The organism is Reyranella sp., assembly GCF_965229815.1.
Classification (GTDB): Bacteria; Pseudomonadota; Alphaproteobacteria; order Reyranellales; family Reyranellaceae; genus Reyranella.
On the sequence record NZ_CBDDJN010000002.1, the window covers coordinates 879,385 to 892,885 of the forward strand.

The window sequence follows — 13,501 nt, forward strand, 5'->3', positions numbered from 1 at the left end:
GAGGATAATCGTCGGAAGGTCCATTGCGCGCCCTTATAGGCCCTCGGCTCGACAAGCGCACGGGCGGCCGCTAATCCAGAGCCCCATGCCGCCGCCCCGCCAAGCTCCCGCGCACGACCCCGACGTCTGGCTGTTCGACCTCGACAACACGCTCTACCCGGCGCGCTGCAATCTCTTCGCGCAAATCGACGTCCGCATCGGCCGCTACATCGCCGACTGGCTGAAGGTCGATGTCGAGGAGGCGCGCCGCGTGCAGAAGCAGTACTGGCGCGACCACGGGACCTCGATGCGGGGCATGATGACCCTGCACGGCGTCGATCCGAAGCACTACCTCGATTTCGTGCACGACATCGACTACTCGCCGGTGCTCGCCAATCCCGAACTCGAGGCCTCGCTCAAGGCGCTGCCCGGGCGCAAGCTCGTCTTCACCGCCGGCGACGTGCCGCACGCCGAGCGCGTGCTGGAGCGGCTGGGCGTGGCCCACCATTTTGAGGCGATCTTCGACATCGCCGCCGGCGACTACTGGCCCAAGCCGCACAAGCAGATCTACGAGGCGCTGGTCGTGAAGCACGGGGTCGACCCGATGCGCGCCTGCATGGCCGACGACATCGTCGTCAACCTGCGGCCGGCCTGCGACATGGGCATGCGCACGGTCTGGATCCGCACCGACGAGAGCGTGAAGCGCGCCGAGGGGCTGGACCTCGACCATATCCATCATCAGACCGACGATCTCGCGACCTGGCTCGCCGCGTGGGTCGCCGAGAGGACCGCCAAGACGTGAAGATCCTGATTCTGGGCGCCGGCGCGGTCGGCGGCTACTGGGGCGCGCGGCTCGCGCAGGCCGGCATCGACGTCACCTTCCTGCTGCGCGAGGCGCGCGCCGAGCGCGTGCGCCGCGACGGTCTGGTCGTGAAGAGCCCCAGGGGCGACGCCGTCGTGCCGGTGAAGGTCGTGACCCGGGGTGGCGAGGGCGGGCCCTACGACGTCGTCGTCCTGGCCTGCAAGGCCTACGACCTCGACTCGGCCATGGAGGCGGTGGCGCCGGCGGTCGGGCCGGACACGGTGATCGTGCCGATGCTGAACGGCCATGCCCACTTCGCGAAGCTCGACGCCCGCTTCGGCGCGGCGCGCGTGGCCGGCGGCCTTGCCCGCATCTCGGGCATGCTGGGCCCCAACGGCGAGATCCTGCACAGCGGCGCGTCGGGCGTGTCGTTCGGCGAGCGCGACGGCAAGCCGGCGCGGCCGGCGCTGGTCGCGCTCGACGCGGCCTGCAGGAAGGCCGGCATCGACGGCGGCCTCAACCCCGACATCAACCAGGACCTCTGGGACAAGTGGGTGATGCTGGGCGCGATCGCCTCGATGTGCGCCTCGATGCGCGGGACGGTGGGCGACATCGTCGCCGCCGACGAGGGCGCGGCCCTGATGCGCGAGACGCTGGACGAATGCTGCCGCGTCGCCGCCGCCAGCGGCCATGCGCCGAGCGACAAGGTGCGCGGCGGCATCGAGAAGGGCCTGACCACGGCCGGCGCCAAGACGGTCGCCTCGATCCTCGGCGACATGGAAAAGGGTGGCGCGGTCGAGGCCTTCCAGATCGTCGGCGACATGCTGGCGCGGGCCCGCGCGCACGGCATCGCGGCGCCCAACCTGCGCTTCGCCTATGCCCATCTGCAGGCCTACGAGGCGCGGCGCGCCCGGAAAGGATTGAAATGAAGATTCTCGTCCTGGGCGCCGGCGCGGTCGGCGGCTATTTCGGCGCGCGCCTGCAGCAGGGCGGGGCCGACGTCACCTTCCTGTTGCGCGAGCCGCGCGCCACGAAGATCGCGAAGGAAGGCCTGGTCATCAAGAGCGGCAAGGGCGACGCCGTCCTGCCCGTGAAGGTCGTGACCAAGGGGAGCGAGGGCGGCCCGTACGACATCGTGCTGCTGACCTGCAAGGCCTACGACCTCGACTCGGCGATGGACGCGATCGCGCCGGCGGTCGGCCCCGACACGACCATCGTGCCGATGCTGAACGGCCTCGCCCATCTCGCGGCGCTGGATGCGAAGTTCGGCGCCGACAAGGTCGCGGGCGGCCTGGCGCGCATCGGCAGCACGCTCGGGCCCGACGGCGAGGTGCGCCACACCAGCCCGTTCGCCGCCCTGGCCTTCGGCGAGCGCACGGACCGTCCGGCGCGGCCGTCGCTGGTCGCGCTCGACGCCGCCTGCAAGAAGGCCGGCCTCGACGGCGGCCTGAACGCGCGCATCAACCAGGACCTCTGGGACAAGTGGATCATGCTGACCTCGCTCGCCGCCATGTGCTGCACGCTGCGCGGCACGACCGGCGACATCATGGCGGCCGACGAGGGCGAGGCGCTGATGACCGAGACGGTCGAGGAATGCCGCAAGGTCGCCGCTGCCGAAGGCTTCGATCCCGGCGACAAGGGCATCGCCCATCTCAAGACCTACCTGACCCAGCGCGGGTCGGGCTTCGCCGCCTCGATGCTGGCCGACCTCGAGAAGGGCGGCGCCATCGAGGGCAGCCACGTCATCGGCGACATGCTGGCCCGGGCGCGGCGCCACGGGATTGCCGCCCCCAACCTGCGCATCGCGCTCGCCGTGACGCAGGCCTACGAGGCGCGGCGGGCCCGCGGCGCGCTCGGCAAGCCCGGCCAGTAGGCCGGCCCCGCGCCCGCCTCGGGGCGGCCGGCAAAGCTTGCATTCCGGGCCGCGAAAGCCCATCTTTTAGGAGACGCGCGCTGCGGCGGCGTCACCTTGGGCGGCGTAGCGGAACCAACCCGCGCCACCCGCGTAAATCCCCGGCCCGGCTGTCGCGGCGTCCTCCCGTCGGAGGCGCGCGCCGCCGATACGGTCGGGTTCCATTCATGCTGCTCTCGGAGTGCGTCCAGGAGATCGCCCATGCGCGACGTCGTTCGGACCCGTTCGGTCCCCCAGATCACCGTCACCCATGCCGACTGCGACCGGCTCACCGACCTCGCCACGGCCTCGCTCGAGCGCCTGCCCGAGGTTGCCGAAGAGCTGCTGTCGGAGATGGAACGGGCGCGCGTGGTCGGCGACGACGAGCTGCCGGCCGATGTCGTGCGCATGGGCTCGACCGTGACCTTCAAGTCCGAGGACGGGCCGGAGCGCACCATGACCCTGGTCTATCCGGCCGACGAGAGCCTGGACGAGCAGCGCCTCTCGGTGATGACCCCGGTCGGCGCCGCCCTGATCGGGCTGAGCACCGGCCAGTCGATTTCGTGGACCGCGCGCGACGGCAAGGAGCATCGCCTCACCGTGACCAAGGTCACGCGCTGACGCCGTCTCTTTCGGACCGCGAGCCTCCGGCTCGCTCATGAGGTGAGCCTGCGTTCCGGGAGAGGCTTCCGGCTAAAGCTCGAAGAAGGTCGTCGCCGTCGGCAGACTGCCCGTCACCAGCGCGTGCGGGCCGTCTAGCGCGGCTGAGGTAACACTTCGCCGCCGCGCGCCCTGTGGATGGCGCTTTCGCCATTGCTCGCAGAGGCGATACTAAAGCAAATTGCTTGAACTACATAAGGCAATTTGCCATATTAAGATCATGTGGTCCGTAGAGTATTCCTCGGAAGCTCTGAAGACGTTGATTCGAATGGACCGGGCGATTGCCAAACGGTTGCGGTCAAAGATCGTCGCCTTGGCGCGAAATCCCCTCGCCGCCAACAACAACGTCAAGAAGCTCGTTGGAATCGACGGATATCGTCTACGGGTGGGGGATTGGCGGATCATCTACACGTTGAGGCACGAAGTCCTGACCGTGGTCGTCGTGAGAGTAGGGCATCGAAAGGAAATCTATCAGTGAGGCGACAGATCATTACGCAGGGCGGTAAGCCCGCCTTCGTTGTCATTCCCATCGAGGAATGGCGTCGCATCGAGGCAACGCTCGAGGACCGCGCAGATGCCGCGGGGGTGCGCGCCTTCTTGAAGAACCCCGGAGAGACATTTCCCGATGCGGTCCTTGCAGCCATCCTTGATGGAGCGCCGGCGCTCAAGGCGTTGCGCGAGCATCGGGGGCTCACCCAGGCCGCGCTCGCAAAGGCCTGCGCCACGAGCGCAGTCTACATTTCCCAGATCGAGCGAGGCGAACGACAGGCCGGACGCAAGCTGCAGGCGAAGCTCTCCAAGGCGCTCGGTATCGAGGCTGACCTGCTGTCGTAGGACGCCGGTTGCCCATGGCCCAGGACATCGATTCCCCCCACGACGTCGTCCTCAATGTCGGCCGTGCAAAGATTCGCTTCGGTGGCGCCAATGGCCGTCCCTGGGACGAGCGGCATCATGACCTTTTCGCCGCCCTGCTGCCGGACCAGCCGCTGGTCTACGGCGAATGGCGCCAGAAGTGGGCCAGGAACGGCAACGACTTCGATATCGAGATCGTCGATTTCGGCCTTCTCGATGCCAACATGGCCGGCCCGGACGGCAATCACCAAGTTTATGCGACGAGAGACGTCGCGGTCATCGAGGACCTGGTCCGCACGCTCTTTTCGAGTGTCGAGGCAAGATCGGGCGTATGGCCCTTCTCGAGCAAGAAGAGCCGGTTTCTGGGGCGTATTGATTTTCTCGCGGGCTGGATTCGCATCTATCCGCAGCTGTGATTGCTTCTACTGCGCCGCCATCAGCGTGTGCTGTCCCTGCGAGGGGCTGAACCGGTCGAGCACGTGGCCCGGGCCCCTGGCGTGCTTCACGTAGTCCTTGCCGTCGAAGGTCCGGACGCCGTTGCAGAAGACGCCGTGCACGCCGAGCGGCCGGCGGATGGTGCGGCGGCCGCCGCCCGGCAGGTCGGCGACGCGCTCGGCCGGGCTGACGCCCACGGTGGCGGGGTCGAACAGCAGCATGTCGGCCTGGGCGCCGACGGCCAGGCGGCCGCGCCCCGCGATGCCGTAGAGGTCGGCGGGATGGCTGGTCAGGCGGCGCACGCCCTCGGCCAGGCCGAAGTCGCCGCGCTCGCGCACCCAGTGGGCCAGGAAGTGCAGGCCGAAGCCCGCATCGCACATGTAGATGAGGTGCGCGCCGGCATCCGACAGGGCCACCACGCCGGCCTCGTGCTTCAGCAGGCGGGCCACGCCGTCGTCGCCGACATTGAGGAAGCGGCCGAGGAAGGCCGTGCCGAGATCCTCGTCGAGCGACAGGTCGAGGATGACGTCGAGCGGATCGCGGTGCTCGGTGGCGGCGATCTCGGCGGCGTAGCGGTTCACGTACTTCGCGTTCCGCTCCTTCTGCGTCACCGCCACCATGACGCGGTCCCAGTTGCCCTGGAAGATCATGCCCGGCCGCGGGTTCTTCGCGTTCTCGCGGAACGTCGCGCGCCATGACGGGTCGCGGAACACCGGCTGCAGCTGCTCCGGCGTGTAGGCCTTGATCGGGTCGAAGGCCGAGTGGCTGTAGAACGGATAGGCGTTGGCCATCGTGAAGTCGAACGACAGCGGCTGGCAGGGGATCTGCACGTAGAGCCCGTTGCCGCGGCGGATGGCGGCGGCGCAGTCGTCGAAGATGCGGATCGCGCGCTGCGGCTCCTGCTCGTTGAACATCGCCATGCCGGTGCCCTGGAAGAACGGCCGGCCGTACTTCGCCGCCATCGGCTCCAGCTCCTGCGGCGCCTTCACGCCCGAGGCGATGGCGATCACGCCCCGACCGCGCGGTCCCATGGCGCCGACCAGCGCGTCGAGCTCCGCCATCGGCGCGATGGTGGACGGCATGGGCACGCCGCCATAGCCGGAATGGTTCAGCGAATACGACGCGCCGAGCCCGATCGCGCCGTTGGCCATCGCGTCGGCCACCAGGGCCTTCATCCGCGCGATCTCCTCCGGCGTCGCCTCCGCCCGCTGCGAGGCGTCCTCGCCCATCACGGCGGTGCGGATGGTCGAGTGGCCGGCCAGCACGGCGAGATTGGCGTAGGCGCCCTTGGCCCGCAGCATCGCCATGTAGTCGGCGAAGCTCTCGAAGCTCCAGTCGATGCCCTGGCGCAACGCGTCGAGGTCCATGCCCTCGACGACCGACAGGTTGCGGATCACAAGGTCGCGCACCGCGGGCGGCGCCGGCACGATGCCGAAGCCGCAATTGCCGATCACCGCCGTGGTGATGCCGAGCGACGGCGAGGGCGAGAGCGTCGCGTCCCAGGTCACCTGCGCGTCGTAGTGCGTGTGCACGTCGACGATGCCGGGCGCCAGGACCAGTCCGTCGGCGTCGATCGTCTCGGCCGCCCTGTCACCCACGGTGCCGATGGCGGCGATGCGGCCGTCCTGGACGGCGACATCGGCGCGTTTCGGCTCGTTGCCCAACCCGTCGACGACGGTGGCGCCGCGGATGACAAGGTCGACCATCATTCCCTCCGTTCGTTCTTGAGCGCGCCGTAGGCGGCCAGCGCCGCGTGGTTCACGAGGTCGCTGACCGTGGCGCCCATCTGCACGACCTGCATCGGCTTCTTCAGCCCGTCGATCACCGGGCCGATCACCGTGACCCCGCCCAGCCGCTGCAACAGGCGCGAAGCGATATGGGCCGAGTGCAGGCCGGGCATGATCAGCACGTTGGCCGGGCCGGTGAGGCGGCAGAACGGGTAGGTCTCGCGCAGCAGCTCGTAGTCGAGCGCCATGTCGGCCTGCATCTCGCCGTCGTACTCGAAGTCGACCTCCTCGGCGTCGAGCAGGCGGATCGCCTTGCGGATGCGGTCGATGCGCTCGATCTCGCGGCTGCCGAAGTTGGAGAAGCTGAGGAAGGCGACGCGCGGCTCGTGGCCCATGGTGCGGGCGTTGCGCACCATCTGCTTGGCGATGGTGGCGAGCTGTTCGGGGCTCGGCGTCTCGTTGATCGAGGTGTCGGCCAGGAACACCGTGCCCTGGCGGGCGACGACGACGGAATAGCCGATCGGCACCTTGCCCGGCTCGGTGTCGATCACGCGCTTGATGTCGCCGTAGCATTCGGGGAAGCGGCGCGTGATGCCGGTCACCATCCCGGCGGCGTCGCCCAGCGCCACCATGCAGGCGCCGAACACGTTGCGCCCCTGGTTCACCATGCGCTGCACGTCGCGGCGCAGGAATCCGTCGCGCTGCAGGCGGCGGTAGACATAGTCGGTGTAGGCGGTGTTGCGGGTGCTCAGCCGCGCATTGTGGATCTCGAGGCCCGTCGCATCGGTGATGCCGAGGCCGGCCATGGTCTCGCGGACCAGCTCCTCCCGGCCGATCAGGATCGGCGTGCCGTAGCCGTTGTCGCGGAACACCACGGCGGCGCGGATCGTGCGCTCCTCCTCGCCCTCGGCGAAGACGATGCGCTGCGGGTTGGCCTTGACCTGCTCGAACAGGCTCTGCAGCCAGTGGCTCGTCGGATCGAGGCGGCCGGACAGTTCGCGCCGGTACTCCGCCATGTCGGGGATCTTGCGGCGGGCGACGCCGGAATCCATCGCCGCCTGGGCGACCGCCGCCGAGACGGTCGAGATCAGGCGCGGGTCGAACGGCACCGGCACGACGTATTCCGGCCCGTAGCGCAGGCGGCGGCCGGAATAGGCGCGGTCGACCTCGTCGGGCACGTCCTCGCGCGCCAGCTTGGCCAGGGCTTCGGCGGCCGCCACCTTCATCTCCTCGTTGATGGTGCGGGCCCGCACGTCGAGCGCGCCGCGGAAGATGTAGGGGAAGCCCAGCACGTTGTTGATCTGGTTGGCGTAGTCCGAGCGGCCGGTGGCGATGATCGCGTCCGAGCGCACCGAGCGCACGTCCTCCGGCGTGATCTCCGGATCGGGATTGGCCATGGCGAAGATGATTGGCTTGTCGGCCATCGACTTCACCATCGCCTTGCTGACGGCGCCCTTGACCGACAGGCCAAAGAACACGTCGGCGCCCTTCATCGCCTCCTCCAGGGTGCGCGCCTTGGTGCGCACGGCATGGGCGCTCTTCCACTGGTTCATGCCCTCGGTGCGGCCCTGCCAGATGACGCCCTTGGTGTCGCACAGGATGGCGTTCTCGTGCGGCATGCCCATCGCCTTCACGAGCTCGATGCAGGCGATCGACGCCGCGCCGGCGCCGTTCACCACCATCTTGATGTCCTTGATGCTGCGGCCGGTCAGGTGGAGCGCGTTGATCAGGCCGGCGGCCGACACGATCGCCGTGCCGTGCTGGTCGTCGTGGAAGATCGGGATGTCCATCAGCTCGCGCAGGCGCTGCTCGATGATGAAGCACTCCGGCGCCTTGATGTCCTCGAGGTTGATGCCGCCGAAGGTCGGCCCGAGGAAGCGCACGCAGTTGATGAACTCGTCGACGTCCTTGGTGCCGACCTCGACGTCCATGCAGTCGACGTCGGCGAAGCGCTTGAACAGGACGGCCTTGCCCTCCATCACCGGCTTGCTGGCCAGCGCCCCGATGTCGCCCAGGCCCAGCACGGCGGTGCCGTTGGAGATCACCGCGACCAGGTTGCCGCGGGCCGTGTAGTCGTAGGCGGTGTCGGGATCCTTGGCGATCTCGAGGCAGGGGGCGGCGACGCCCGGCGAATAGGCCAGCGCCAGGTCGCGCTGGGTGACCAGGGGCTTGGTGGCGATGATCTCGATCTTGCCCGGCCGGCCCGAGCGATGCATGACCAGCGAATCGCCGTCCAGATCGCCCATTTCGTTGCTGACCATTGCTTCCGAGCCACTGCTCGCCATGCGTTACTCTCCCGGTTAAGCGCCCATATTGGCGTCATTCCCGGAAGGGGGCCAGACGGCCATGCCGCGCTGCAACGCAGCCGGCCCGGCCGGAGGCCACGATAGGGTCGCTCGATGGCCGGGCGGGGCGGCCGTGTCGGGAGCGGCGTTCCCCGTCTCCGGCCAGCGCGCCTCGATTGTTTCCCCCAATCGGCCCCCAGTTCCGGGCGGCGCGGCCATGCTAAACCGCTTTCGTGCCCGACAGCAGCCCCCACGACATGGCGGCGACCGCGCCGATCCCGGCCGATGCCACGCCCATGATGCGCCAGTACCTGGCGATCAAGGCGGCGCATCCCGGGCATCTGCTGTTCTACCGGATGGGCGATTTCTACGAGCTGTTCTTCGACGACGCCGTTAAGGCGTCGGCGGCCCTCGACATCGCGCTCACCAGGCGCGGCCAGCATCTCGGCGAGGATATCCGGATGTGCGGCGTGCCCGTGCACTCCCACGAGGCCTACCTGTCGCGGCTGATCCGCCAGGGCTTCAAGGTCGCCGTCTGCGAGCAGGTCGAGGACCCGGCCGAGGCCAAGAAGCGCGGCGCCAAGTCGGTGGTCGAGCGCGCCGTCGTCCGCGTCATCACCCCGGGCACCCTGACCGAGGATGCGCTGCTCGACGCGCGCAGCCACAACTACCTTGCCGCGCTCGCCGAGGCGCAGGGCGGGCTGGCGCTGGCCTGGCTCGACCTCTCGACCGCCGACTTCGCGGCCCAGCCGCTGGAGCCCGGGCAGCTCGCGGCGGCGCTGGCGCGGCTCGCCCCGGGCGAGGTGCTGGTGCCCGACAGGCTGCTGGCGCGCGAGCCGGTCAAGGCGGCACTGGCCGACTGGAACGCGGTGCTGACGCCGCTGCCCTCGGCGCGCTTCGACAGCGACAATGCCCGCAAGCGCCTGCAGGCGGCCTTCAACGTCGCCGCCCTCGACAGTTTCGGCGCCTTCTCGCGCGCCGAGGTCGCGGCCTGCGGTGCCCTGCTCGACTATGTCGAGCTGACCCAGGCGGGCAAGCGGCCGGCACTGTGCCGCCGCGGCGCGAGCGCGCCGACGGCACGATGGAGATCGACCCGGCGACGCGGCGCAACCTCGAGCTGGTGCGCGCCCTCGACGGCCGCCGCGACGGCAGCCTGCTTGCCACGATCGACCGCACGCTGACCGGCCCGGGCGCCCGCCTGCTGGCCGAGCGGCTGGCCGCGCCGCTGACCGACCGTCCCGAGATCGAGCGCCGCCTCGACCTGGTGCAGCTCTTCGTCGAGCGCCCGGCGTTGCGCGAGCGCGTGCGCGAGGCGCTGCGCCGGACGCCCGACATCGAGCGCGCGCTCCAGCGCCTGTCGGTCGGGCGCGGCGGGCCGCGCGACCTCGGTGCGCTCGCCCAGGGGCTGGGCTCGGCGGAGGCGCTGGCCGACATGCTGGGCGCCGAGCCCGAGGCGCTGGCGCCCGCACCGGCGCCGCTGGCCGGTATCGTCGCCGCCTGCCGTGGCCATCGCGCCCTGATCGACGGGCTGGCGGCGGCGCTAGTCGACGAGCCGCCGCTGCTCGCCCGCGACGGCGGCTTCGTGCGCCTGGGCCATCGCGCCGAGCTCGACGAGCAGCGCACGCTGCGCGACGACAGCCGCAGGACGGTGGCGGCGCTCGAGGCGAAGTACCGGACCTCGACCGGCGTGCCCTCGCTCAAGGTCCGCCACAACAACATGATCGGCTACCACATCGAGGTGACGGCGACGCACGCCGACAAGCTCGATCTCGCGGCGCTGGGCTTCACGCGCCGCCAGTCGATGGCCAATGCCACGCGCTTCTCGACCGCCGAGCTCGCCGACCTCGAGACCCGCATCGGCCGCGCCGCCGACCGCGCGCTGGCGCTCGAGCTCGCGATCTTCGATGGGCTGGTGGCCGATGCGATGACGGTGGCGGCCGCCGTCGCCGCCGCCGGTCGGGCGCTCGCGAGCCTCGACGTGGCGACCGCGCTGGCCGAGCTCGCCGCGGTCTCCGGCCACGTGCGGCCGGTTCTGTCCGACCAGCCCCTGTTCGCCGTCGAGGGCGGCCGCCATCCCGTGGTCGAGGCCGCGCTGGTGCGGCAGGGGGGAGCGGGCTTCGTGCCCAACGACTGCGACCTCGGCGAGGCCCGTCGCCTGTGGCTGCTGACCGGTCCCAACATGGCCGGCAAGTCGACCTTCCTGCGTCAGAACGCGCTGATCGCCGTGATGGCCCAGGCCGGCGCCTTCGTGCCGGCGCGCTCGGCCACGATCGGCATCGTCGACCGCCTGTTCAGCCGGGTCGGCGCCGCCGACGATCTGGCGCGCGGCCGCTCGACCTTCATGGTCGAGATGGTCGAGACCGCCGCCATCCTGAACCAGGCGACGGCGCGGAGCCTCGTCATCCTCGACGAGATCGGCCGCGGCACCGCGACCTTCGACGGCCTCTCCATCGCCTGGGCGACGCTCGAGCACCTGCACGACGTCAACCGCTGCCGCGCGCTGTTCGCCACCCACTATCACGAACTCGGCGCGCTCAAGGAGCGGCTGGCGGCGCTCGCTCCCTTCACGATGCGCGTCAAGGAATGGCAGGGCGAGGTCGTGTTCCTGCACGAGGTCGCGGCCGGCGCCGCCGACCGCTCCTACGGCATCCATGTCGCCCAGCTCGCCGGCCTGCCGCCCGCCGTCGTGGCGCGTGCCGAGGAGGTGCTGGCGGCGCTGGAACAGGGCGAGCAGTCGGGTGCCGTGACGCGGCTGGCCGACGACCTGCCGCTGTTCGCCGCCGCACCGCCGCGTCCCGCGAGCGGCGTGGCCGGCGGCGCGGCGAAGGCCACCGAATCGGAGATCGAGAAGGCGCTGGGCGAGGTCAATCCCGACGAGCTTTCGCCGCGCCAGGCGCTGGACCTGCTCTATGCCCTGCGGTCGCGGCTGAAGCCGTCCTGAGCGGCGGGGCCGGCGTCAGGCCTCGGCGGGCTGCCGTCCCGTGACGGCGAGGAACAGGCGCGTGATCCCGTGCGCCAGGATGAAGACCGCCGCGATGTCGAGCAGGAGCGACAGGACCTGCAGGGCGGCCGGGAGCCAGCCCGATCCGGCCTGCGCGAGGCCGAGCAGCACCGACAGCGCCGGGCCGAGCAACGACACCAGGGTGGAGAGGAGCGCCAGCACCAGCAGCGTGCCGCGCGCGCCCGCGGCGGCCCGCCAGGCGTCGCCCGGATTCCACGGCAGGTCGACGATGCTGGCGGGCAGGAACAGCAGCGCGCCGCCCACGGCCAGTGCGCCCAGCGCCATGGCGGCCGCCAGGCTCACCGTGGACATCAGCAGGACGTTCACGGTCAGCGTGCCGCCGAACACGTCGGGCGCCAGGAAGAGGAACAGCACGACCGAGACCACGACGACCAGCACGCAGTAACCCGCGGCGAAGCCTGCGAAGGACCAGGGCGGCGTCGCCGTGCGCGCCTTCGGGTCCTCGATCAGCCCCTGCTGGATCCAGTGGTGGAGCAGAAGGACGTACACTGCGGCCACGAGCGCCGACAGGCCGGAGGCCGCACCGCCGGCGAGGACCAGGAACTTCGCAATCGCGAGGGCCGCGGTGCAGACCAGGGCCGGCGGCCAGAAGGCGCGCGGCGTGCCGGCCATCCGCCAGAGCGCTTCGGCGAGCAGGCGGCCCGCCGACGGTGCGGACCGCGGTCCGTTCGCCATGCGCTACAGCGACTTGCGCGCCAGCGCCGCGCCCTCGGCCAGCGCCCGCAGCTTGCCGTAGGCGGTGGCCAGCGTCATCGGCGCCATGCCGCAATTGGTGCAGGCCTGGATGCGCTCGGGATCGACGTATTTGGTGGCGAGCTTCAGCGTCGCGGCCACTTCCTCCGGCGTCTCGACCTTGTCCGAGGCGACGTCGATCGCGCCTACCAGCACCGTCTTGTTGGGCAGCAGCTTCATCAGCTCCGGCGGCACGTGGCTCTCGCGGCATTCCAGCGACACCTGCTGGATCCTGCTGCGGTCGAGGGCGGGAAACGTCTTCTCGTACTGCCGCCAGCTCTCGCCCAGCGTCTCCTTCCACTTGATGTTGGCCTCGATGCCGTAGCCGTAGCAGATGTGCACCGCGGTCGTGCACTTCAGCCCCTCGGCCGCCTTCTCGAGCGCCGGCACGCCCCAGTCGACCGTCTCGTCGAGGTAGACGTTGAAGGCCGGCTCGTCGAACTGCACGACATCGACGCCCGCCCTCTCGAGGTCCTTCGCTTCCTGGTTCAGCAGCTCGGCGAAGGCGAAGGCCATCTTCACGCGATCGCCGTAGTGGCCGTCGGCCAGCGTGTCGATCAGGGTCATCGGCCCGGGCAGGGTGAACTTGAGCTTGCGGCTGGTCGCGGCGCGCGCCACCCGCGCCTCGCGCTCGTGCACGAACTTGCGGCGCTTGAGCGCCGAGGTCACCGTCGGGCAGTCGGCCTCGTAGCGGTTGTTGCGGATTCCCATGCGCACCTTCCTGTCGAAGTCGACGCCGTCGACCTCGGCCAGGAAGCCGTGCACGAAGTGCTGCCGTGCCTGCTCGCCGTCGCTCACGATGTCGAGGCCGGCCTCTTCCTGGCGGCGGATGGCGAGCGCGGTCGCGTCTTCCTTCGCCTCCTGCAGCGGTGCGCCGGCGAGCGTCCACGGCGCCCACAGGACATTGGGCGTGGCCAGCCACGAGGGCTTGGGCAGGCTGCCCGCCAGCGTCGTCTCGAACATCGTGCTTCCTCCCTGGGCTTGCGCCCTTTTCATGCTCCTCTCCCCCGCTAAGGGGGAGAGGCTGGGTGAGGGGGCGTCGACGGCCGCTGCAACCCCTCACCTGACCTCTTCCCCTAGCGGGCAGGGCTATCGCATATGACTGCAAAACCCCGT

The 13,501-nt window shown here is 70.1% G+C and carries 11 protein-coding genes and 1 pseudogene; 8 read left to right on the forward strand and 4 right to left on the reverse strand.

Translation table 11 applies throughout. The annotated features are described in order from the left end of the window. The first annotated feature begins 85 nt into the window (after window positions 1-85). The 7 genes from ACO073_RS04790 (at window position 86) to ACO073_RS04820 (ending at window position 4,600) form a co-directional block, all read left to right on the forward strand. Window positions 86-781: a pyrimidine 5'-nucleotidase gene (locus ACO073_RS04790; protein WP_421995809.1), complete on the forward strand. Its 696-nt coding sequence runs from the start codon at window positions 86-88 to the stop codon at window positions 779-781. Beyond that, the gene (locus ACO073_RS04795) at window positions 778-1,710 is read left to right on the forward strand and encodes a ketopantoate reductase family protein (protein WP_421995811.1); all 933 of its coding nucleotides are present in this window, start codon (window positions 778-780) and stop codon (window positions 1,708-1,710) included. The genes ACO073_RS04790 and ACO073_RS04795 overlap by 4 nt, the downstream gene beginning before the upstream one ends. Further along, on the forward strand, window positions 1,707-2,654 hold the full coding sequence (locus tag ACO073_RS04800) for a ketopantoate reductase family protein (RefSeq protein WP_421995813.1): 948 nt from the start codon (window positions 1,707-1,709) through the stop codon (window positions 2,652-2,654). The genes ACO073_RS04795 and ACO073_RS04800 overlap by 4 nt, the downstream gene beginning before the upstream one ends. 240 nt (window positions 2,655-2,894) lie before the next feature. Further along, window positions 2,895-3,293: a nucleoside diphosphate kinase regulator gene (gene rnk / locus ACO073_RS04805; RefSeq protein WP_421995815.1), complete on the forward strand. Its 399-nt coding sequence runs from the start codon at window positions 2,895-2,897 to the stop codon at window positions 3,291-3,293. 259 nt (window positions 3,294-3,552) lie between these two features. After that, entirely contained in the window at window positions 3,553-3,810 is a 258-nt protein-coding gene (locus ACO073_RS04810; RefSeq protein WP_421995817.1) for a type II toxin-antitoxin system RelE family toxin, read from the forward strand. Beyond that, window positions 3,807-4,166: a type II toxin-antitoxin system prevent-host-death family antitoxin gene (locus ACO073_RS04815; RefSeq protein WP_421995819.1), complete on the forward strand. Its 360-nt coding sequence runs from the start codon at window positions 3,807-3,809 to the stop codon at window positions 4,164-4,166. Before ACO073_RS04810 ends, ACO073_RS04815 begins: the two co-directional genes overlap by 4 nt. A 14-nt stretch (window positions 4,167-4,180) precedes the next feature. Continuing rightward, window positions 4,181-4,600 carry a hypothetical protein gene (locus tag ACO073_RS04820; protein ID WP_421995821.1) on the forward strand — a complete coding sequence of 140 codons (420 nt, stop codon included), beginning with the start codon at window positions 4,181-4,183 and terminating at the stop codon, window positions 4,598-4,600. A 6-nt stretch (window positions 4,601-4,606) separates the two neighbouring features. On the opposite strand, the gene ACO073_RS04825 is transcribed toward ACO073_RS04820, so the two are convergent. After that, window positions 4,607-6,325, reverse strand: coding sequence for an N-acyl-D-amino-acid deacylase family protein (locus ACO073_RS04825; RefSeq protein ID WP_421995823.1), 1,719 nt, complete (start codon window positions 6,323-6,325; stop codon window positions 4,607-4,609). Further along, complete coding sequence (locus ACO073_RS04830; protein ID WP_421995825.1) at window positions 6,325-8,631, reverse strand: NADP-dependent malic enzyme; 2,307 nt, start codon at window positions 8,629-8,631, stop codon at window positions 6,325-6,327. The genes ACO073_RS04825 and ACO073_RS04830 overlap by 1 nt, the downstream gene beginning before the upstream one ends. A 257-nt stretch (window positions 8,632-8,888) precedes the next feature. On the opposite strand from ACO073_RS04830, the pseudogene mutS reads away from it, so the two are divergent. Beyond that, window positions 8,889-11,572, forward strand: a pseudogene (gene mutS, locus ACO073_RS04835) (DNA mismatch repair protein MutS). Window positions 11,573-11,587: 15 nt separating this feature from the next. Here mutS and ACO073_RS04840 read toward each other — a convergent pair. Both ACO073_RS04840 and ACO073_RS04845 read right to left on the reverse strand, forming a co-directional pair. Further along, entirely contained in the window at window positions 11,588-12,328 is a 741-nt protein-coding gene (locus tag ACO073_RS04840; RefSeq protein ID WP_421995827.1) for a hypothetical protein, read from the reverse strand. A gap of 3 nt (window positions 12,329-12,331) precedes the next feature. After that, window positions 12,332-13,381, reverse strand: a complete 1,050-nt coding sequence (locus tag ACO073_RS04845) for a methionine synthase (RefSeq protein ID WP_421995829.1) — start codon at window positions 13,379-13,381, stop codon at window positions 12,332-12,334. Window positions 13,382-13,501 lie beyond the last annotated feature (120 nt).

Excerpts from the sequence above, each read along its gene's own strand:
- ACO073_RS04790 (WP_421995809.1), top strand. The coding sequence starts at position 86 with ATGCCGCCGCCCCGCCAAGCTCCCGCGCACGACCCCGACGTCTGGCTG.
- ACO073_RS04825 (WP_421995823.1), bottom strand. The coding sequence starts at position 6,325 with ATGGTCGACCTTGTCATCCGCGGCGCCACCGTCGTCGACGGGTTGGGC.
- ACO073_RS04840 (WP_421995827.1), bottom strand. The coding sequence starts at position 12,328 with ATGGCGAACGGACCGCGGTCCGCACCGTCGGCGGGCCGCCTGCTCGCC.
- ACO073_RS04820 (WP_421995821.1), top strand. The coding sequence starts at position 4,181 with ATGGCCCAGGACATCGATTCCCCCCACGACGTCGTCCTCAATGTCGGC.
- ACO073_RS04800 (WP_421995813.1), top strand. The coding sequence starts at position 1,707 with ATGAAGATTCTCGTCCTGGGCGCCGGCGCGGTCGGCGGCTATTTCGGC.
- ACO073_RS04830 (WP_421995825.1), bottom strand. The coding sequence starts at position 8,631 with ATGGCGAGCAGTGGCTCGGAAGCAATGGTCAGCAACGAAATGGGCGAT.
- ACO073_RS04810 (WP_421995817.1), top strand. The coding sequence starts at position 3,553 with ATGTGGTCCGTAGAGTATTCCTCGGAAGCTCTGAAGACGTTGATTCGA.
- rnk (WP_421995815.1), top strand. The coding sequence starts at position 2,895 with ATGCGCGACGTCGTTCGGACCCGTTCGGTCCCCCAGATCACCGTCACC.
- ACO073_RS04845 (WP_421995829.1), bottom strand. The coding sequence starts at position 13,381 with ATGAAAAGGGCGCAAGCCCAGGGAGGAAGCACGATGTTCGAGACGACG.